This window comes from Pseudomonas tolaasii NCPPB 2192 (assembly GCF_002813445.1).
GTDB lineage: Bacteria > Pseudomonadota > Gammaproteobacteria > Pseudomonadales > Pseudomonadaceae > Aquipseudomonas > Aquipseudomonas tolaasii.
On record NZ_PHHD01000001.1, the window covers coordinates 1,574,752 to 1,594,708 of the forward strand.

Here is a 19,957-nt window from a genome sequence, read left to right on the forward strand (position 1 = left end):
TTTGATTAGATCGTTCTTTAAAAATTTGGGTATGTGATAGAAAGATAGACTGAACGTTACTTTCACTGGTAACGGATCAGGCTAAGGTAAAATTTGTGAGTTCTCTTAGTTGAGAAATTCGAATTTTCGGCGAATGTCGTCTTCACAGTATAACCAGATTGCTTGGGGTTATATGGTCAAGTGAAGAAGCGCATACGGTGGATGCCTTGGCAGTCAGAGGCGATGAAAGACGTGGTAGCCTGCGAAAAGCTTCGGGGAGTCGGCAAACAGACTTTGATCCGGAGATGTCTGAATGGGGGAACCCAACCATCATAAGATGGTTATCTTGTACTGAATACATAGGTGCAAGAAGCGAACCAGGGGAACTGAAACATCTAAGTACCCTGAGGAAAAGAAATCAACCGAGATTCCCTTAGTAGTGGCGAGCGAACGGGGACTAGCCCTTAAGTGGCTTTGAGATTAGCGGAACGCTCTGGAAAGTGCGGCCATAGTGGGTGATAGCCCTGTACGCGAAAATCTCTTAGTCATGAAATCGAGTAGGACGGAGCACGAGAAACTTTGTCTGAATATGGGGGGACCATCCTCCAAGGCTAAATACTACTGACTGACCGATAGTGAACTAGTACCGTGAGGGAAAGGCGAAAAGAACCCCGGAGAGGGGAGTGAAATAGATCCTGAAACCGTATGCGTACAAGCAGTGGGAGCAGACTTTGTTCTGTGACTGCGTACCTTTTGTATAATGGGTCAGCGACTTATTTTCAGTGGCGAGCTTAACCGAATAGGGGAGGCGTAGCGAAAGCGAGTCTTAATAGGGCGTCTAGTCGCTGGGAATAGACCCGAAACCGGGCGATCTATCCATGGGCAGGTTGAAGGTTGGGTAACACTAACTGGAGGACCGAACCGACTACCGTTGAAAAGTTAGCGGATGACCTGTGGATCGGAGTGAAAGGCTAATCAAGCTCGGAGATAGCTGGTTCTCCTCGAAAGCTATTTAGGTAGCGCCTCATGTATCACTGTAGGGGGTAGAGCACTGTTTCGGCTAGGGGGTCATCCCGACTTACCAAACCGATGCAAACTCCGAATACCTACAAGTGCCGAGCATGGGAGACACACGGCGGGTGCTAACGTCCGTCGTGAAAAGGGAAACAACCCAGACCGTCAGCTAAGGTCCCAAAGTTATGGTTAAGTGGGAAACGATGTGGGAAGGCTTAGACAGCTAGGAGGTTGGCTTAGAAGCAGCCACCCTTTAAAGAAAGCGTAATAGCTCACTAGTCGAGTCGGCCTGCGCGGAAGATGTAACGGGGCTCAAACCATACACCGAAGCTACGGGTATCACGTAAGTGATGCGGTAGAGGAGCGTTCTGTAAGCCTGTGAAGGTGAGTTGAGAAGCTTGCTGGAGGTATCAGAAGTGCGAATGCTGACATGAGTAACGACAATGGGTGTGAAAAACACCCACGCCGAAAGACCAAGGTTTCCTGCGCAACGTTAATCGACGCAGGGTTAGTCGGTCCCTAAGGCGAGGCTGAAAAGCGTAGTCGATGGAAAACAGGTTAATATTCCTGTACTTCTGGTTATTGCGATGGAGGGACGGAGAAGGCTAGGCCAGCTTGGCGTTGGTTGTCCAAGTTTAAGGTGGTAGGCTGAGATCTTAGGTAAATCCGGGATCTTAAGGCCGAGAGCTGATGACGAGCTAACTTTTAGTTAGCGAAGTGGTTGATGCCATGCTTCCAAGAAAAGCTTCTAAGCTTCAGGTAACCAGGAACCGTACCCCAAACCGACACAGGTGGTTGGGTAGAGAATACCAAGGCGCTTGAGAGAACTCGGGTGAAGGAACTAGGCAAAATGGCACCGTAACTTCGGGAGAAGGTGCGCCGGTGAGGGTGAAGGACTTGCTCCGTAAGCTCATGCCGGTCGAAGATACCAGGCCGCTGCGACTGTTTATTAAAAACACAGCACTCTGCAAACACGAAAGTGGACGTATAGGGTGTGACGCCTGCCCGGTGCCGGAAGGTTAATTGATGGGGTTAGCTAACGCGAAGCTCTTGATCGAAGCCCCGGTAAACGGCGGCCGTAACTATAACGGTCCTAAGGTAGCGAAATTCCTTGTCGGGTAAGTTCCGACCTGCACGAATGGCGTAACGATGGCGGCGCTGTCTCCACCCGAGACTCAGTGAAATTGAAATCGCTGTGAAGATGCAGTGTATCCGCGGCTAGACGGAAAGACCCCGTGAACCTTTACTATAGCTTTGCACTGGACTTTGAATTTGCTTGTGTAGGATAGGTGGGAGGCTTTGAAGCGTGGACGCCAGTCTGCGTGGAGCCATCCTTGAAATACCACCCTGGCAACTTTGAGGTTCTAACTCAGGTCCGTTATCCGGATCGAGGACAGTGTATGGTGGGTAGTTTGACTGGGGCGGTCTCCTCCTAAAGAGTAACGGAGGAGTACGAAGGTGCGCTCAGACCGGTCGGAAATCGGTCGTAGAGTATAAAGGCAAAAGCGCGCTTGACTGCGAGACAGACACGTCGAGCAGGTACGAAAGTAGGTCTTAGTGATCCGGTGGTTCTGTATGGAAGGGCCATCGCTCAACGGATAAAAGGTACTCCGGGGATAACAGGCTGATACCGCCCAAGAGTTCATATCGACGGCGGTGTTTGGCACCTCGATGTCGGCTCATCACATCCTGGGGCTGAAGCCGGTCCCAAGGGTATGGCTGTTCGCCATTTAAAGTGGTACGCGAGCTGGGTTTAGAACGTCGTGAGACAGTTCGGTCCCTATCTGCCGTGGACGTTTGAGATTTGAGAGGGGCTGCTCCTAGTACGAGAGGACCGGAGTGGACGAACCTCTGGTGTTCCGGTTGTCACGCCAGTGGCATTGCCGGGTAGCTATGTTCGGAATAGATAACCGCTGAAAGCATCTAAGCGGGAAACTAGCCTCAAGATGAGATCTCACTGGAACCTTGAGTTCCCTGAAGGGCCGTCGAAGACTACGACGTTGATAGGTTGGGTGTGTAAGCGCTGTGAGGCGTTGAGCTAACCAATACTAATTGCCCGTGAGGCTTGACCATATAACACCCAAGCAATTTGACTACTCTAAGGAGCATCAGATTGCGGTGTGTGAAGACGAAATGAACCGAAAGTTCGACGCTCACAAAGCACCGAAAGCTGTCACATACCCAATTTGCTGAAGCGAGGCATACGCCACGACTCAGTACCCGAATTTCTTGACGACCATAGAGCATTGGAACCACCTGATCCCATCCCGAACTCAGTAGTGAAACGATGCATCGCCGATGGTAGTGTGGGGTTTCCCCATGTGAGAGTAGGTCATCGTCAAGATTAAATTCCAAAACCCCAATTGCGAAAGCAGTTGGGGTTTTGTTTATGTAGAAGTCCATGAATTTCACCGGCGCGTTGCTGAGGCAACGGGCGGGTATACAGAATTTCTTGACGACCATAGAGCATTGGAACCACCTGATCCCATCCCGAACTCAGCAGTGAAACGATGCATCGCCGATGGTAGTGTGGGGTTTCCCCATGTGAGAGTAGGTCATCGTCAAGATTAAATTCCGAAACCCCTGTCTGCTAACGCAGACAGGGGTTTTGTCGTTTAGGGGCTGCTAGCCTTCGATACAGGCACAAAAAAGCCAGCGTTGCGAGGCGGGCGCTGGCTTGCTTTGAACGATAAGGGAATCAGAACTGATAGCTTACCGTCGCACTGACGTTACGCTCTTCACCTAAATAGCAGAAATTAAGGCTGGCACAGGACGCTATGTAGGTTTCATTGGTCAGGTTGTTCGCATTCAAACGCACATCCACGCCTTTTAATCCCACTCTGCCCAGGTCATACCCAACGGAAGCATCAAACAACGTGTAGGCCGGCACCTTCATCGTATTTTCGGCATCTGCCCAACTGTATCCGACATACCGGACCCCGCCCCCAAGCCGAAAACCATCCAGCGCGCCGCTATTGAATGCGTAGTCCGCCCACACCGACGCCATATGACGAGGCGCCTGCGTCGGGGAGTTGCCCTGGTTCTCTATCAAGTTATCGGCGGAGCTTAATGTGCTCACCATCGACTTGCTGTACTTGATGTCGGTAAAGGTGTAACTGCCCAGCAACTTCAGGTTATCAGTCAGCTGCATATGCGCTTCCAGCTCCAGGCCCTGTGAGCGAACCGCGCCTACAGCCCGATAAAAGTTTTCCTGTGGCAGTTTGGTCGCCAGGTTTTCCTGATCGATCCGAAACCAGGAGGCTGTAAACAGGTTGTCCGTCCCTGGCGGTTGATACTTCAAGCCGGCCTCCCACTGCGTGCCGTTGGTAGGGGCCAGAGGATTGCCAGCGCTGTCGGAATAGGAGTTCGGGTTGAAAGACTCGGAATAGCTGATATAGGGTGCCAGCCCGTTGTCGAATAGGTACAACGCTCCTGCGCGCCCTGTCAGCTTGGTGCGTTTATCACTGATCTCTGTTCCCACTGGGCGGCCAGCCTCAGCGAGACGGTTCTCATCAGAGGTCTCCACCCAATCCTGGCGCAAGCCCAGAGAGAACCGCCACTTATCCATTTCAATCAGGTCTTGCAGATAAACGCCGGTCTGCTCAAGCCGTCGCAGGTAGCTGGTCGGGTTGTAGTAGGTGATGGTGGAATTGCCGTAGGCGGGGTTGAAGGCATTGATTGGCTGCAATGAGCCACTGCTCCAGTCCACCACGGTTTTACGCCGTTGATAGTCCGCCCCCATCAGCACCGTGTGTTGGGTCGCCCCGGTAAAAAATTCCGCCTGTAGCATGTTGTCGAGAATGAACGCATGCAGCTTCTCATCGCCTCCCGAGTAATAACGGTTCAGCTCATTGCTGGTCGACGTGGTCCAGCCATAGGCATACACCTGATCCAGCCGGACCTTGGAGTCCAGGTAGCGGAAGTTTTGCCGTGCGGTAAATACATCGTTGAAGCGATGCTCAAACTGATAGCCGAACGACTGCTGGTCACGCTTATAGCCATCAACACCTGGCTCGCCTTCGAAGAAATGGCTGGAAATTCGATCACCATTGCGCTGATGCAATGCGCCATCCGCCGGCATACCGCCGTGATAGCCACCATCGGGGTCATGTTGCAGATATGCCTGAAGCGTCAGCGACGTGTCCTCGGTAAAGTCGATGCTCAGCGTCGGCGCCAACGCGTAGCGCTTTTCTTTGGCGTGGTCGAATTGTGTGTCGGACTTGTCTGCCAACCCCGTCAGGCGATAAGCAACGCGTTTGTCATCATCCACCGGCCCGCTGAAGTCAAAACCCATGCCCTGCTGGCCATGATTGCCGACGGTCGCTTGTAGTTGGTGATAGGGCGAGAACAACGGCTTCTTGCTGGTCAGCGCAACCAGGCCGCCAGGCGAGCTACGCCCATACAAAACGGAAGACGGTCCTTTCAGGATGTCCACGCGTTCAAGAAAATACGGATCCACCTGCATCGTGCTGTAGGTGCCGCTGTCACCCATGGACTTCAAGCCGTCCAGGTAAATATTATCCACAGAGCCATCATTGAAACCGCGCATGGCCACGTAGTCATAGCGATGGGTAGCACCATACGGGTTGGTCAATACCCCAGGGGTGTACCGCATGGCTTGCGCCACAGTCTGGGAGCCCTGATCGTCCATTTGCTCGCGTGTTACCACAGACACGGTTTGCGACGTTTCCAGCAGCGCCGTACTGGTTTTGGTGGCGATCTGGCTGTGTGTTGCGTTGTAGCCCGCCATGCTCCCCAAGGCATTGCCCAATGCGAAGCCTTTGATATCGGTAGTGGGCAGCGTCAATGTGCTGCCTTCCTGCTGCGTCTGCAGAATAAAGCTCACACCGTCCTGAGAATCCGCCTGCAACCCGGAGCCGGCAAGCACACGATTCAAGCCCTGCTGAGCCGAATACTCACCCTGCAACCCGGCCGATTCTCGCCCCCGAGTTTGCTCAGGCGTGCTCGAAAGGGTGATGCCCGCCTGGCGAGCAAACTGATTGAGTACATCACTCAGCGGTCCGGCAGGAATGTCGTAACGCTGGTTGACCCGCTCAGCGCCAGCTTGTGCAGCCATGCCGATGATCGGCACAGCGCCCATGCCCACAACGGTCGACAGTAACGCCGCTCGTATGGCTTTAGCTAAAAGAGGGTGGGAAGGGTCGTGAAAAAAACGCACAGTCATGATCAGGGTCCGTTGAGGCCGGTGAAGGCAGATTGAAGGGCTTACTGTCTAAGCCGGACTCACGGAAAAAAGCCGCCAAAAAACTATCAGGCCAGGCGCTCCAGGCTCGCCCACCATCGTGTTCGGTAGCGCACTCGAACGGGCAGTGTCTGGGCAAGCACCGCCAATAGCTTGTCTGTGTCATCGAGACGGAAAACTCCGGATAACTGCAAGTGCGCGACATCCGCAGCACAGCCCAGGTAGCCATGGCGATACCGTCCCACTTCTGAAAGGAAATCATCGAGACGCATGCTCCGTGTCACAATCAGGCCATCGGCCCAGGCAGCCATATCCATTGTGGGGGAGCGCGCAAGAATGGCCCGGTTCTGCTGCACGCGATAACTTTCTCCTGCGTGAACGTGAGTCGGCAGCCCATCTGCCCCTTTGGGCGAGTCAATGGCCACATTGCCGCTGACCACCGTCAAGCGTGTGCAGTCACTGTCCTGGCGTACCGCAAAGCGCCCATCGAGACCTTCGAGCAAGCCATGCGAGGTTTCGACCAGCAACGGCGCCGACGAAGCCGCGCCGCAGCTCACCAGGATTTCGCCACGAACCAGCGTGATAAGGCGTTGCTGCGGATTGAAGTTCAGATCCACCGCCGTGTCGGTGTTGAGTTGCAGGCGAGTGCCATCGGGCAGTTGCACACTTCGCCGCTCGCCTGTCGCTGTCGCCAGGTCGGACGTCCAGCGTTGCCAGCCAGTCAGGTCGCGGCTCACCCAGGCCGCCGACCCCACGAGTACGGCGCCAGACAACATCTTCAGTGCCTGTCGACGGCCCAAGCCCTTTGCGCCGTTCTCCAATGTCGCCTGCGCCCCTGGAATGGTCGCCAGCTGGCTGCTCAGTTCCTGCTGAAGCGCCTGCACGCGTTGCCACGCCAGCTCATGTTCATCGTGGGTCGCGCGCCAGTGTTCGCATTGCTCATGCAGGCGAACGTTGGCGCGGTTATTTCGCAGGCGCAGGGTCCAGCTGATGGCCTGCCTGACCACCGACGCGTCAGGTCTCATAACGCACTACGTAACAATGATAGAGCGCGTCCGCGACGTACCTTTCTACCGACCGCAACGACACCCCCATCTGCTGTGCGATCTGTCTGTAAGTCAGCCCATCGCACTGGGCCAGCAGAAACGCCTTACGTACCTTCGGCTTGAGCCCGTCCAACAGACGGGAGACTTCCTCCAGAAGCTCAAGCACCAACGCACGCGCTTCGGCACTGGGCGCCAATGCCTCCGGCAGGTGGGCGATTGATTCGAGATAAGCGCGCTCGATTTCCTCGCGGCGCCAGTGATCAATTACCAGGCCTCGGGCGATGGTGCGCAGGAAAGCGCGCGGGGCCTTGAGTTCAAAGCGTTCGGTTTTCTGCAGGAGGCGTACGAAGGTGTCTTGCGCCAGGTCTGCGGCATCGGCGGCATTGCCCAAGCGGCTGCGCAGCCAGGTGTCGAGCCAGTTGTGATGGGTGCAGTAAAGCGTCTGCACAACACGGTTACACGGGATGTACTCGGAAGACGACATTCAAACGGGCCCGGCCAAACGCCACAAATGATAATTAGTCGCATTGTCTGGAAGGCTGATAAATTTTGCAACTCTGAACCGCTGCTGCTACCACTGGTCGTCTTCCTACGTAAAAACTAGATGCATCTCACAAATTTCTAAGATTTGTCGAAGCTTGGCCGAAAGCCTGATGAGCCATGCGTGCACCGAAATAGAGCGGCCTACAGAGCCTGCCTATCCCGTTACATGGAATGTTCCACTCGGCACGCTCATCCCCCTTTGGCAAAAGAAGTCGATGAAATGAATCTTAAGTTCAGTCATAAAATTCTGTTGGCCGCGTCAGGCGTCGTGGTTTTGGCCTTCGCGTTGTTCACGCTCTATAACGATTACCTGCAGCGCAGCACCATCACGCAAAACCTGGAGTCGTCCATTCAACAGTCCGGTGAGCTGACCGCCAGTAGCGTGCAGAACTGGCTCAGCGGTCGAATCCTGGTGCTCGAAAGCCTGGCGCAGAACGTCGCCCATCAAGGCAGCAACGCTGACCTTCCCGGTTTGGTTGACCAGCCTGCCTTCACCTCGAACTTCCAGTTCACCTATGTCGGCCAAACCAACGGTGTGTTTACGCAACGCCCCGACGCCAAGATGCCGGACGGCTACGATCCACGGCAGCGTCCTTGGTACAAACAAGCCGTCGCCGCCGATAAAACCATGCTGACCCCCCCTTACATGGCGGCCGTAGGCGGGCAGATCGTGACGATCGCTCTGCCGGTCAAAAAGAACGGAGAGTTGTTGGGTGTCGTCGGTGGGGACCTGAGCCTGCAAACCCTGGTGAAGATCATCAATTCGGTGGATTTTGGCGGTATCGGCCATGCGTTTCTGGTCAGCGCCGATGGCCAGGTCATCGTCAGCCCTGACCAGGATCAGGTGATGAAAAACCTCAAGGACATCTACCCGAATACCCCTGTGCGCATCGAAAAGGTCAGTCAGGAAGTCGTCTTGAACGGTAAGGACCGTATTCTTTCGTTTACCCCGGTCAGCGGTTTGCCAGGTGCGGATTGGTACATCGGCCTGTCAGTCGATAAAGACAAAGCCTACGCGCCACTTGGCAAATTCCGTACCTCGGCGTTGATTGCGATGTTGATCGCGGTGGTCGCAATTGCGGTGCTGTTGAGTCTGTTGATTCAAGTGCTGCTGCGCCCGCTTACCACCATGGGCGTCGCCATGCAGGACATTGCCCAGGGCGAAGGTGATCTGACTCGTCGTCTGGATGTCACCAGCAAGGACGAGTTTGGAGAAGTGGGCAGCGCCTTTAACCAGTTTGTTGAGCGTATCCACGCGTCCATTGCTGAGGTGTCCTCGGCGACTCGCCAGGTTCACGACCTGTCGCAGCGCGTCATGGCCTCCTCCAACGCCTCAATCATCGGCTCGGACGAGCAAAGCGCGCGCACCAACAGTGTGGCTGCCGCGATCAACGAACTGGGGGCCGCCACTCAGGAAATTGCGCGTAACGCGGCGGATGCTTCGCAACACGCCAGTGGTGCCAGCGAGCAGGCCGATGGCGGCCGCAAAGTGGTGGAGCAAACCATTCTGGCGATGTCGGAACTTTCGCAAAAAATCAGTTTGTCTTGCACGCAGATCGAAACGCTCAACGCAAGCACCGACAACATTGGTCACATCCTGGACGTGATCAAAGGCATCTCCCAGCAAACCAATTTGCTCGCACTCAACGCCGCCATCGAGGCCGCGCGTGCCGGGGAAGCCGGGCGCGGGTTCGCTGTGGTCGCCGATGAAGTGCGTAACCTGGCCCACCGCACCCAGGAATCCGCCGAAGAGATCCACAAGATGATCACCTCGCTTCAAGTGGGCTCCCGTGAAGCTGTGACCACCATGAACGCCAGCCAGACCTCCAGCGAAGAAAGCGTTGAAGTCGCCAACCAGGCCGGTGCGCGGCTGGTCAGCGTGACGCAGCGAATTGTCGAAATCGATGGCATGAACCAGTCGGTCGCCGCCGCCACCGAGGAGCAGACGGCCGTGGTGGAAACCCTCAATGTGGACATCAACCAGATCAACCTGCTGAACCAGCAGGGTGTGGCCAACCTCAACGAAACGCTCAAGGACTGTGATGCACTGTCCCAGCAAGCCAGCCGTTTGAAGCAGTTGGTCGACAGCTTCAAAATCTGACCTGCCGTGTGCAGGAGCGAGGCCTCTCGCTCCTGCTGATCAGCCGAGCATCTGGCGAGCGTTTTCCAGCGCTGCGTCGATAAAACCCTGGGCAAACCTTTCAAATTCCGCCTGCGACGTTGCGACGGGTTCGCCAACGAGTGTCCAGGTCGCCCTCGAGCGGTTCGCATCAACCGCCTGCACACTCATTGCGGCCCACAGTCGGGCGATCCCCAGGGTGTTGTAGAGCGTGGTCCACGTCATGTACATGGCCTCGTCATCCCGGCTATTGAGTTGCTCGACAACGCAATGGCCATCGCGGAAAAACTTCTTGCGCAGTGCGCCGACGCCGGCGCCGGTCATTTCGATGTGCGAAAGGGCAGGAATGAAGGCATCGAAGCCGGCGAAATTGCCAACCAACTGCCAAAGGCAAGTGGCTTCACAGTCGACTTCAATCGACGCCACCAAAGGTGCGCCCTGCGGGTTCCGGATTAATGTGTCTGGTTGCAACAGTTTCATGTGGAGGTCCTGAAAACAGGTCAGAGAAAGTCGATGGCCTTGAGGTGGTCGCAGCCTTTGCGCAGCAGAGCCGGGCTCTTTTGCGGGTATTGCTCACCCATCGCGGCTACACCCTGGCGTGCGTTTTCGTGGCAGATCATTGAGGTGTCGCTGAAGTCTTCCGCGAGTTCATCCAGGTAAAACCCCAGCACGCCAAACAGCGCGTTGTCAGGCCCGACGGCCCGCAACGCTTGCTGCCACTGCGCAATGCTGACGCGTTCAAAGCGGTGGCCCGCCTGATGAAATGCATCCAGGTAGTCATCCCAACTCAAGGGTTGCGGGTTATGCAGGTTGAACACGTTGCGCCCGGCGGCAAAGTGGCTGCTGTGGAAGGCGATAAAACGGGCGAAAAAGTCCACCGGCATCAGATCGAAACTGACCGAAAGGCGAGGCAGCAGGCCCAACTGCAGCGAGCCCTTGAGCATCAGCATCAGCCGGTTGTTGTGCGGTTGGCACACGCCGCTGTGGCTATTCAATGCAATGTTTCCTGGGCGATGGATATTCACCCACGCGCCTTGCGTGGTCGCTCGCCCCAACAACCGTTCGGCAACCCACTTGGAAAGGTTGTAGCCATTCCTGATGTAGAGCGGCGGTGTGGCCACAGCCGGTGCTTCAAGAATTTTGCCCTGCGCGTCCCTATGGCTGCACGCTGACAGCGTCGAAATAAAGTTGAGGACTTTCTTGCAATGGGTTTCACACAGGCGCACACATTCAAGTGCTGACTCGACGTTTTCCCTGGCAAGCGAGGCATAGTCCAGCACATGGTTGACCCGCGCCGCGCTGTGTACCAATACGCCGTGGCTGCGGGCGATGTGGTCGTATACCTCCCCGGTCAGTCCGAGGCGAGGCTGGCTGATGTCGGCGGCGTAGACCTGCACGCGGCTGAGGTCCAGATGCTCCAGGCGGAACTCGCGCAAGGCTTTGGTAAACCGTGCCATCGCCGACTGACCGGGCTGCTCTCGTACCAGGCAAGTGACCCGTTGCGCGCCGGCTGCCAGCAATGCTTCGACGATGTGCACTCCGACAAAGCTGTTGGCTCCGGTGACTATCACCTTGCGCGGGTCGCCCGCTTGCCCCGCTGGCAGTATGTCGATGTTCAGCGGCTGACTCGCGTCCTTTTCCATCTGGCCCGAGGGTGTATCGGGCAGTGCTCCATTTTCCATCAACACGGCGAGCGTACGAATGGTCGGTGCTTCGAAAAAACGGCTCAAAGAGACACTGCGGCCAAACCGTTCACGCAATCGCAACAGCAAGCTTGAGAGCAGGATGGAGTGGCCGCCCAGGCTGAAGAAGCTGTCATCAAGGCCAAGTCCCGCATCCGGCACGCCGAGCAACTCGCCCCATAGCCCGCACAGGTGCGCTTGCATGGGCGTCAGTGTGTCAAGGCGGGCGGTAGTAGCGCTCGGTGCGGGCGGGGCCACCAATGCCTGACGATCGATCTTGCCGTTGTGCGTGCAGGGCATTGCGGGCAATTCCCGCCACACTTGGGGGTGCATGTAGGCTGGCAACCACTCGCGCGCGTGCTGTTGCAGGTTCGCCAGCGTGGCGCCCGGTTCGGGCTGGGCGACAACGCTGTAGATCCTGTGATCGCGGTCGATCACCACGGCAACCTGACGAAACAAGCGACTGTTGCGCAGGCATTGCTCGATCTCCCCGGGTTCGACCCGAAAGCCACGGATCTTCACCTGATCATCCCGCCGGCCACCCAACTCGATCCCTTCGTTGGTCCACATCGCCAGATCGCCGCTGCGGTATGCCGGGAGAAGCTGACCGTCGGGCAACGTCAGCGTGATGAACGGGTTTTCGTTCTGCCGCGGCGCATTCACATAGCCCAGGCTGACCCCGGGCCCGACGATATACAGATTCCCCATTACCTGCTCATCCACCGGCTGCAGGTCGTCATCGAGGATCAGCACCTGGCTGTTGGCGATGGGGCGGCCCACGTTTCGGTTGCTGTCGCCGCGCAGGAATCGTCGGTGGGTGACCAGCACCGTGGCCTCGGTGGGGCCGTAGAGGTTGTGCAACCGGCATTGGTCTGCCAATTGTTCTATCACATGCGGTTCGCAGGCATCGCCACCGGTGAGCAGGTGGGACAGCCCCAACGGTTGGTCCAGGGGCAAAATACTCAACAAGGCCGGCGGCAGAAAACCATGGCTCACACGTTGTTGGCGCATCAGCTCGACCAGTTGCTGAGGGTCGCGGCGCTGGGCTTCACTGGGGATGACCAGCTCGGCACCGGCGATCAGGGACGGGAAAATATCGATCAGTGACGAGTCGAAACTCAAGGGTGAAAACTGCAGAACGCGGCTCTGCTCATCCAGCGTCAAACAGTCCCCGGCCCAAGCCGTGAAATGCGCAAGATTGCCCTGGCTGAGCAATACCCCCTTGGGCTGCCCGGTGGTGCCGGAGGTAAATAGCACCATGCAGGGGGCATCGAGGCGGGGGCGTTTTTGCATCAATGGCAATGTGAGAGGGGTCGTCTCGACGTTGGCGACGTCCAGATGAATGAACTGATCACGCAAGGGGTGGTAACCGTTGCCCAGCAACACCCTGGCCCCGGCGCTTTCCAGCATGGCGTGCTGGCGCTTGGGCGGATGATCCGGCGCGAGCGGCAAATACACCGCGCCGAAGCCCAGCACTGCAAGAATGCTGGCGTACAGATCAACGGATTTTTCCAGGCATACGCCGACCACCGGCGCGTCGATGCCCGCCAGCAAAGGCGACAGGGATTGCTGAATCGACAGGGCTCGCGCCTGTAATTGTCGGTACGTCAGCACGCTGCCCGCGATGTTCAGCGCTGGCCGTTGAGCAAAACGCTGAAGGCTGGCCTGCAGTTGTTCAATCATCGGCACACGGGCTGTTTGCAGCAGTGTTGGCTGCGCCGTGTGGTTGAAATGATGCCTATACGCCAGAGCATCCAGCCCTCGCAGATCCTGTTCGGGCCAGGTATTGGCGATCACAGTTGTTTTGAAAAAACTCGGCTCTCTTGAGAAACCACTGATCAGCACCGCGACCCATTCCGCCAGCTCCCTTGTTGCCCGCCGGCACAGACGCTGGCCGTTACCGCTGGGCTCTTCGGCGACGTCGTGCACGGCCAGCAAGCGCTGGTCCTGGCCATAGCAACGCAACTGCAGGCCTGGCAACCCGTGTTCAGGCATCGGGCCAACGCCCAGACGCAGGCTCAACCTTTGGCTGGGTTCGTGTAGGGCGGATGGTGTGCAGCTGCCGTCCTCGATCAGCACGTCGCATGCCTCTTCGGCGTTCAGATGCCCGTAGGGTCCCAGCGCCTCTTTGATCGCCTCCAGCGCCCGGCTGGTGCCACTCCATCCGATGGCCAGCCGTCTCATGCCGACCTCCGGGGTTCGGGTAAATAGTCGTCCAAAGCCTGTACAACGCTCGGTGTTTGCAACAGGCCGCTTTGTTGCAGGAAGCCTGTGATGTTACCGAGCAGTGGATGTTGGCAAGTGATGGGAAAGGCCAGCGCCGCAACTTCAGCCTGCAGCGCCTGGCGAACACACGTGCTGACGCCCAGGTGGTCGATCAAGTGAAGATCAAAGCCTTGTTGCAGTTCGTTGGTCAGGTAATGTCGCAAAAAAACCGGCAGGACTTCAGCGATGCAATCGCGGTCGGCCGGGGTCGCCGTCTGCCAGTAAATGCGCACCAGCTGTGTCCAGAATTGCGCATGGCGCCCTTCATCGAAGAGGTGATCGGCCATCAGGCCGCGGACAGATGCCTTGACGCTGTCATCCCTGGAAAACGCGGCCACATCATGGGTGACGGTGTTCTCGGCGATGGCCACGGCGATCAGCTCTACGGCCTCGTGCAAATGTGCCGGGGCCCGTGCCAGGGCGGCCGGCAGCGCGCGGCTGAGTTCGATTTGGTGGGGCAAGTCGAGTGGCTTTATCCCGGTCAATGCCACCGTTTGTTGCAGGAAATCCAGGGCGACCAGCGCGTGATAGTCCTCATCCACCACGACGGTCATCGCGTCATAGCGGCAGGCGGGGGGAAACGGCAGCGAGAAACGGTTTTTGGCAATGCTGCGGGCGGTCTTGTCGACGATCTCGGTTTCGAAGATGACCACGTCGTGCAGAAATTTGTAGAAGCTTTGCGTCAGTACAAAGTCGCGCTGCTTCGGGCAATGTTCTAGAAAGCTGGCACTCAGCACCAAGGGTTGGCGGCACACTGGAAAGATCAATTTGTCGTCTTCTTCCAGCTCGCGCCGCGGACGTGTGCGAATGGTGGCGCGGCGCTCCCAATCGTCGGCGAAGGCGTGGTAGTCGGCGGCATTCATGGTTGCGCCCTCTGCAGCGCGGCGCGCACGTCATCCCAGAACGTGATACGGCCGAGGACGACGGCGAGGGCGGTTTCGTCGGCCTCGGCCTGCCGGGTGGGGTCTGCGTCAATCAGGCGCCCCAATATTTGTTCGGCGCCTGGCCCATGATCCCCGCCGTCCAGCTCAATGTGGCGGGTAAGGTAATGGCACAGGGTCGGTGCTTCACCCGTGAGGCCGGCAGTACCGTGCAAAATGCGTTCGAACATGGGGGCAATGACGCTTTCGCGGCCGTGCACAAACGCGGCCGCCACGCGGTGAGTGGGCGCGTTGAGGGCGACCTGCAGGGTGCTGTCGACAAAGCGCGCAACGCCCGGCGGTACCTCGACGCTGCGCAGCGCTTCGACGGGCGGGACGCCTTGGCGCTGCAATTGAATGAAATGCTTGATGACGCTCGTATCGGCGCCCACTTCGGCCATGGCTTCCAGATACAGCTCGAAGTGGCTGCCGTAGCCTCTGGTCAGGTGTTCATCCGATTCTTCACACAACACGATTTCGTTGATGAGGCGTGCGGCATGCGCGTCGGCGGGAGGAAGCCAAGGCAGTTGCGTGCAGGTCAGATCCTGTTGCAGGCGTTTGGTCAGGGTCATGAAGTCCCACACGGCAAATACGTGGTGCTCCATAAAAAGTTGTAACTTGTTGATGGAAGTTATTTCTGAAAATAACGGATGACTGCACAATTTCAGTTTTTGTTGTTCAAGTAAAGGTTGATGCATGGTTGATGCCTATAAGTTGTCGCGACTGCTCAAAACACAGTAAGGAAGTTTTGTAGTTGTAAGTGAGGGATGGCGTCCGCCCAAGGCAAGCACGCGGCGTGATCGCTTAAGGTTTGCGTTGCCGGGTGAAGTATCGATTTTATGGGCGGCAGATAATAATCTGATTAAACGTTTTGGAGGGCTGATGAATGTATTAGATATTTTTACGCACGGTTTTTATTGTGTGTGAATCATCGGTATTAAAGTGGGATGTTTCTTTTATATAGGCAGGCCGGGTTAAACCGAGTCACTTTAAACGAAGCCATTAACGTGGGGCCCTGTCCGTCAGGAAAGAGGCCCGCACCGCAGGAGGGTTGAGCGATGGCTTAGTGCGCTGCTTTTTTGCCAGTGGTTTCCAGCCCGTTCAGATAAGTGGTGATCACTTCCATCCCGCGCATCAAGTGATTGCGCAGCGTCAGAATGCTTTCGTCGACCTTTTTCTGCGCCACCAGGTTGAGCAGTTCGCGGTGATCTTCCTGGGATGTCTCGCCAAGCCCCATCGCCTCAAGGTTGAAGCGCAGAAAGCGTTCTTCCTCATTCAAGCCATGCTCGACCAGCTTGAGCAGCCGCTGGTTGGGCGCCTTGCCGTACAGGGCCATGTGAAACAGACGGTTGAGACGGCCAATTTCGGCGTAGTCGCGCTCGTTTTCCAGGGCAGTGATAAGGGCGTCTGCCTCGGCAATGTCGGCCTCGGTCAGAAACGGGATCGACAGCCGCAATGCTTCGGATTCCAGCAACATGCGCAGGCCGTAGGTCTCAGCGGAGTTGTCTTCGATCAGCGGCGCAACCACGGCGCCCTTGTGGGTTACTACTTGCAGCAAGGATTGCGCTTCCAGCTGACGCAACGCTTCGCGCACCGGCATGCGGCTGACGCCAAACAGGCTGGCAAGTTCTTGCTGGCGCATCGCAGTGCCACAGGGCAAGCGGCCATCAAGAATGGCGTTACGCAACGTTTCTTCAATCACGGCGCGCGCAAGATGGGCGGGAATAGGCCCGCTGATTTTAATGCTGCTTAATGGGTTCGGCTTCTGCGTCACGGTTACGCTATCCTCCTGTCTTGGGTGGAGTGTGTTTTATTGGATCCAATGCACACTAGAGACGGTCCACACGCTTGTCAAACAACCAAAGTTTCCGTTTGTAAGGGCTTACAGGACGCACTTTATACGTCTCACAAGGGGCCGTTATAAACTTCCCCCCATTTATGAATGATTGCACTGTGCCATTGTTTTTTGTTGGACGACGCTGCACCATCCTTTGAATTTCCGTCTCCCTTCACGGACTGAACGCCTTGGCGGCAAGTTTTATTCCCTCTCGATGCTTAAGCTGGTTATTTTCAGCGCTTCTGTTGGCCGGCCTGATGCCTGGCGGGCTGCATGCCGATTGGGATTTTTCACAGATCAGCCGCAAGGCCACCGCCTTGTACGGGCCGCTTGGGGAAGGCCTACGGCGCATCGACGATTGGCAGCGCCTGCTGTCGACCCAAAAGCAGGTCAGCGAGCCGGAACAGCTCAAGGTCGTGAACCTGTTTTTCAACAAGCAAATGACCTACGTCGAAGACATCGACCTCTGGCATGTGGTCGACTATTGGGAGACGCCCATCGAAGCACTCTGGAAAGGTGCCGGCGACTGTGAAGACTACGCCATCGCAAAGTATTTCAGCTTGCGTCACCTGGGCGTCTCCAGCGACAAATTGCGCATTACCTACGTCAAGGCCTTGCGTCAGAATCGCGCTCATATGGTCCTGACGTATTATTCGACCCCTGACGCGGTTCCGTTGGTGCTCGACAGCCTGATGGATGAAATTCTGCCCGCCACTCGGCGTACCGACCTGATTCCGGTGTACTCATTCAACGCCGAAGGGTTGTACTTGCCAGGCGCCACGGGCAACAAGAAAGTCGGCGACACCAAACGCTTGTCGCGCTGGCAGGATGTGTTGAGAAAAATGCGTGCGGAAGGCTTCCCGGCCGAGCCTGCCAACTAGGAGTAATTGATCGGTGTCTTTGTTCAAACAACTATTGATCGCAATCTGTCTGTTCCTGGTCGTGGCCTTCAGCGGCAGCTTCATGGTCAGCCTTGAAAGCTCGCGCACGCAGTACGTCAATCAACTGCGCTCCCATGCCCAGGACGCGGCCACCGCGCTGGCGCTGTCGCTGACGCCGAATATCGACGACCCGGCCATGGTGGAGCTGTTGGTCAGCTCGATCTTCGACAGTGGCTACTACGCGAGCATCCGCGTGGTGGACCTGGCAACCGACAAAACCATCGTCGAGCGCAACGGTATTCCCGACAACAACGGCGTGCCCGACTGGTTCGTCAAACTGATCGGCCTGGAGCCGGCCGGTGGCGATGCTCTGGTCAACCGCGGCTGGGAGCAGGCGGCGCGCGTGGAGGTGGTCAGCCATCCAATGTTCGCCTTGGCCAAACTCTGGCAAAGCGCGTTGGGCAGCCTTGGCTGGCTGCTGCTGTGCGGCGCGGTGAGCGCGGTGCTGGGCGCGCTGTTGCTGCGTCGGCAATTGAAGCCGCTGGACTACATGGTCAAACAGTCCCACGCCATTGCCCGCCGCGAATTCCTCAGTCTGCCGGATCTGCCGCGCACGCCGGAGCTGCGCCGCGTGGTGCAGGCGATGAACCAGATGGTGGAAAAACTCAAGGCACTGTTCCAGGAACAGGCCGAGCGCAGTGAGAAATTGCGCACCGAGTCCTATCAGGACAACCTCACCGGCCTGGCCAACCGCCGTTACTTCGAAATGCAGCTCAACGCCCGCGTCAGCAACCCCGAGGAAACCAACTCCGGTTATTTGCTGGTGCTACGCGTGAAGGACCTGGCCGGTCTCAATCAGCGCCTGGGCGGGCAGCGCACCGACCAATTGCTGCAAGCGGTCGGCACTCAGTTGCTGCGCCAGTGTGAGCCGTACCCGGAAACCCACAACCTCGTCACCCGTATTCGTGGCGGTGAATTTGCTGTGCTGGCGCCGGGTCTGGTGCGGGAAGAGGCGTTGCAATTGGCGCAAAACCTGGAAAGCACCCTGCAAAGCCTGCAAGCCACGGGCGCCAGTGATGTCACGCCGGTCGCTTACATTGGCCTGGCGCCGTTTAACCATGGCGACGCCCCGCAAACCTTGTTGACCCTGGCGGACCAGGCCCTGGCGCAGGCTGAAGGGCAGGGCGACAGCAGTTGGGTGTGCCTTGACCACAGCGTCGCCGCCAGCGTTGGTGACGATCACCATGCCTGGCATAACCTGCTCGACCAGGCCCTGACCCAGCAACGCTTCCAGCTGTACTTTCAGCCGGTGGTCGCCAGCCAGGACCCTCAGTCGGTACTGCATTACAAAGTGCTGTCGCGCTTACAGGATGAAGACGGCCACACCATTCCCGCCGGGCGTTTCCTGCCCTGGCTGGAGCGCTTCGGCTGGTCGGCCCGGCTGGACCGTCTGATCCTGGAGCAAGTGCTCAAGCAGATGGCCGGCCACACTAAAAGCCTGGCGCTGAACCTCTCGGCGGCGACGCTGCAAGATCCTCAAGCGTTGAACAAAATCATCGAGCTGCTACGCCAGCACAGCAACCTGGGCCCGCGCCTGACCCTGGAAATCGGTGAGGAGCAATTGCCGGAACAGGCGTTGCTGGAACAACTGACTCAGCGCCTGCGTGAGCCTGCAGCGTTTCGGCGGGCGCTTCAGCATGATCGGCAACCTGGCCCGCCTGGGCCTGGCGTACTTGAAGATAGACGGCAGTTACATCCGGGCCATCGACCAGGAAAGCGACAAGCGCCTGTTCATCGAGGCAATCCAGCGCGCGGCGCACAGCATCGACTTGCCGCTGATTGCCGAGCGCGTAGAGACCGAGGGCGAACTGAAGGTGATTCGCGAGATGGGGATTTTCGGCGTGCAGGGGCAACTGGTGGGCGAGCCGGCGCCCTGGAAATAATTCACGGACACAGTAAAAAATGTGGGAGCCGGCTTTTTGTGGGAGCTGGCTTGCCTGCGATAGCATCACCTGAGTGTTACTGATACACCGCGGCGTCTGCATCGCGGGCAAGCCCGCTCCCACAGTTAAAGTGAGATCAGATCAGCCCGGTCTCTTCATCATTGATCAAATGGCTCAACCCACCCAGCGCTTCCCGTGCGTGGGTACGGTCCATCAGCTTGGCCTGGGCCGCCGGCGGCAGGTCCGTCACGCTGATAACGCCTTTGCGGGTCAGCACCTGAATCAAGTCGTCCAGCACCCGGATCATCTCCAGGTCACTCTGCTTGAGTTGTGCCAGGCTGGTTTCCACCACTTCGTTGGCGTACCAGGCCTGAATCTCATGGTGATCGGCCGGCAGGGTCTCGGTCGACTCGGCAAAGGCCGCAGCCTCCACGCGACTCAATGCGCCCTGTGCATCACGTTGCACGTAAAACATAAGAACCCCTCGAAAATAAGCCACACGCCGTCACCAGCATAGGTCAACGG

Annotated in this window: 11 protein-coding genes, 3 rRNA genes and 1 pseudogene; 6 read left to right on the forward strand and 9 right to left on the reverse strand. The window is 57.3% G+C overall.

The window, feature by feature from the left end; all coding sequences use genetic code 11:
- The first annotated feature begins 174 nt into the window (after window positions 1-174).
- From ATI14_RS07395 to rrf (ATI14_RS07405), 3 genes are all read left to right on the forward strand, one after another.
- A 23S ribosomal RNA gene (locus ATI14_RS07395) occupies window positions 175-3,066 on the forward strand.
- A 155-nt stretch (window positions 3,067-3,221) separates the two neighbouring features.
- A 5S ribosomal RNA gene (gene rrf, locus ATI14_RS07400) occupies window positions 3,222-3,337 on the forward strand.
- Between the two features lie 107 nt (window positions 3,338-3,444).
- Window positions 3,445-3,560, forward strand: a 5S ribosomal RNA gene (gene rrf / locus ATI14_RS07405).
- Window positions 3,561-3,691: 131 nt separating this feature from the next.
- Here rrf (ATI14_RS07405) and ATI14_RS07410 read toward each other — a convergent pair.
- From ATI14_RS07410 to ATI14_RS07420, 3 genes are all read right to left on the reverse strand, one after another.
- Window positions 3,692-6,178: a TonB-dependent siderophore receptor gene (locus ATI14_RS07410; protein WP_080520585.1), complete on the reverse strand. Its 2,487-nt coding sequence runs from the start codon at window positions 6,176-6,178 to the stop codon at window positions 3,692-3,694.
- Window positions 6,179-6,264: 86 nt separating this feature from the next.
- A complete protein-coding gene (locus tag ATI14_RS07415; RefSeq protein ID WP_026083262.1) occupies window positions 6,265-7,221 on the reverse strand; it encodes a FecR domain-containing protein in 957 nt (318 codons plus the stop codon).
- Window positions 7,211-7,726: a sigma-70 family RNA polymerase sigma factor gene (locus ATI14_RS07420; RefSeq protein ID WP_031319344.1), complete on the reverse strand. Its 516-nt coding sequence runs from the start codon at window positions 7,724-7,726 to the stop codon at window positions 7,211-7,213. Before ATI14_RS07420 ends, ATI14_RS07415 begins: the two co-directional genes overlap by 11 nt.
- A gap of 279 nt (window positions 7,727-8,005) precedes the next feature.
- Here ATI14_RS07420 and ATI14_RS07425 point away from each other — a divergent pair, with 279 nt between their 5' ends.
- Window positions 8,006-9,886: a methyl-accepting chemotaxis protein gene (locus tag ATI14_RS07425; RefSeq protein WP_016968767.1), complete on the forward strand. Its 1,881-nt coding sequence runs from the start codon at window positions 8,006-8,008 to the stop codon at window positions 9,884-9,886.
- 39 nt (window positions 9,887-9,925) lie between these two features.
- Here ATI14_RS07425 and ATI14_RS07430 read toward each other — a convergent pair whose 3' ends face one another.
- From ATI14_RS07430 to ATI14_RS07450, 5 genes are all read right to left on the reverse strand, one after another.
- Window positions 9,926-10,384: an SRPBCC family protein gene (locus ATI14_RS07430; RefSeq protein WP_016968768.1), complete on the reverse strand. Its 459-nt coding sequence runs from the start codon at window positions 10,382-10,384 to the stop codon at window positions 9,926-9,928.
- A gap of 20 nt (window positions 10,385-10,404) precedes the next feature.
- Entirely contained in the window at window positions 10,405-13,770 is a 3,366-nt protein-coding gene (locus tag ATI14_RS07435) for an amino acid adenylation domain-containing protein (RefSeq protein WP_016968769.1), read from the reverse strand.
- Window positions 13,767-14,714 (reverse strand): diiron oxygenase, encoded by a 948-nt coding sequence (locus ATI14_RS07440; protein WP_016968770.1) that lies wholly within the window; start codon window positions 14,712-14,714, stop codon window positions 13,767-13,769. Before ATI14_RS07440 ends, ATI14_RS07435 begins: the two co-directional genes overlap by 4 nt.
- Entirely contained in the window at window positions 14,711-15,469 is a 759-nt protein-coding gene (locus ATI14_RS07445; protein ID WP_016968771.1) for a DUF3050 domain-containing protein, read from the reverse strand. Before ATI14_RS07445 ends, ATI14_RS07440 begins: the two co-directional genes overlap by 4 nt.
- A gap of 365 nt (window positions 15,470-15,834) precedes the next feature.
- Window positions 15,835-16,545, reverse strand: coding sequence for a GntR family transcriptional regulator (locus ATI14_RS07450; protein WP_016968772.1), 711 nt, complete (start codon window positions 16,543-16,545; stop codon window positions 15,835-15,837).
- Window positions 16,546-16,796: 251 nt separating this feature from the next.
- Here ATI14_RS07450 and lapG point away from each other — a divergent pair, with 251 nt between their 5' ends.
- Together lapG and lapD are read left to right on the forward strand one after the other, a co-directional pair.
- A complete protein-coding gene (lapG, locus tag ATI14_RS07455) occupies window positions 16,797-17,489 on the forward strand; it encodes a cysteine protease LapG (protein WP_031319345.1) in 693 nt (230 codons plus the stop codon).
- A gap of 13 nt (window positions 17,490-17,502) precedes the next feature.
- Window positions 17,503-19,432 (forward strand): annotated as a pseudogene (gene lapD / locus ATI14_RS07460) (cyclic di-GMP receptor LapD).
- A gap of 136 nt (window positions 19,433-19,568) precedes the next feature.
- Here the strand turns inward: lapD and ATI14_RS07465 are convergent.
- Window positions 19,569-19,907: a hypothetical protein gene (locus tag ATI14_RS07465; protein WP_016968775.1), complete on the reverse strand. Its 339-nt coding sequence runs from the start codon at window positions 19,905-19,907 to the stop codon at window positions 19,569-19,571.
- Window positions 19,908-19,957: the final 50 nt, after the last annotated feature.

Coding starts and splice junctions, on each gene's coding strand:
- ATI14_RS07410 (WP_080520585.1), bottom strand. CDS start 6,178: ATGACTGTGCGTTTTTTTCACGACCCTTCCCACCCTCTTTTAGCTAAA.
- ATI14_RS07415 (WP_026083262.1), bottom strand. CDS start 7,221: ATGAGACCTGACGCGTCGGTGGTCAGGCAGGCCATCAGCTGGACCCTG.
- ATI14_RS07420 (WP_031319344.1), bottom strand. CDS start 7,726: ATGTCGTCTTCCGAGTACATCCCGTGTAACCGTGTTGTGCAGACGCTT.
- ATI14_RS07425 (WP_016968767.1), top strand. CDS start 8,006: ATGAATCTTAAGTTCAGTCATAAAATTCTGTTGGCCGCGTCAGGCGTC.
- ATI14_RS07430 (WP_016968768.1), bottom strand. CDS start 10,384: ATGAAACTGTTGCAACCAGACACATTAATCCGGAACCCGCAGGGCGCA.
- ATI14_RS07435 (WP_016968769.1), bottom strand. CDS start 13,770: ATGAGACGGCTGGCCATCGGATGGAGTGGCACCAGCCGGGCGCTGGAG.
- ATI14_RS07440 (WP_016968770.1), bottom strand. CDS start 14,714: ATGAATGCCGCCGACTACCACGCCTTCGCCGACGATTGGGAGCGCCGC.
- ATI14_RS07445 (WP_016968771.1), bottom strand. CDS start 15,469: ATGCATCAACCTTTACTTGAACAACAAAAACTGAAATTGTGCAGTCAT.
- ATI14_RS07465 (WP_016968775.1), bottom strand. CDS start 19,907: ATGTTTTACGTGCAACGTGATGCACAGGGCGCATTGAGTCGCGTGGAG.